The 297-nt window shown below is 68.7% G+C and carries 1 protein-coding gene; it reads left to right on the top strand.

Annotation, left to right across the window (positions count from 1 at the left end):
* Positions 1–297: cadherin-like domain-containing protein (locus ACG97_RS17810; protein ID WP_047968524.1), on the top strand; the 297-nt coding region annotated here is incomplete at both ends.

Here is a 297-nt window from a genome sequence, read left to right as displayed (position 1 = left end):
ACCGACGGCTTCACTGACGGCAACGAAACCGTCAGCGTGGCGGAAGACACCACCCTGGAAGGCAGCGTGCTGGGCGGTACCAGCAGCGTGGACGGCGACGTGCGCGTCACCGGCTTCAGCATCGGCGCCAACAACTACGCGGCTGGCGCCAGCGCCAGCATCGACGGCGTCGGCAGCCTGCAGCTGAACGCCGACGGCAGCTACGTGTTCACCCCGGCGGCCAACTACCACGGCGCGGTACCGCTGGTCAGCTACACCGTCAGCGACGGCGTGAGCAGCGACAGCTCCACCCTCAGC

It is taken from the genome of Vogesella sp. EB, assembly GCF_001037925.1.
GTDB lineage: Bacteria > Pseudomonadota > Gammaproteobacteria > Burkholderiales > Chromobacteriaceae > Vogesella > Vogesella indigofera.
This window is presented reverse-complemented; position numbering and strand designations above follow the sequence as displayed.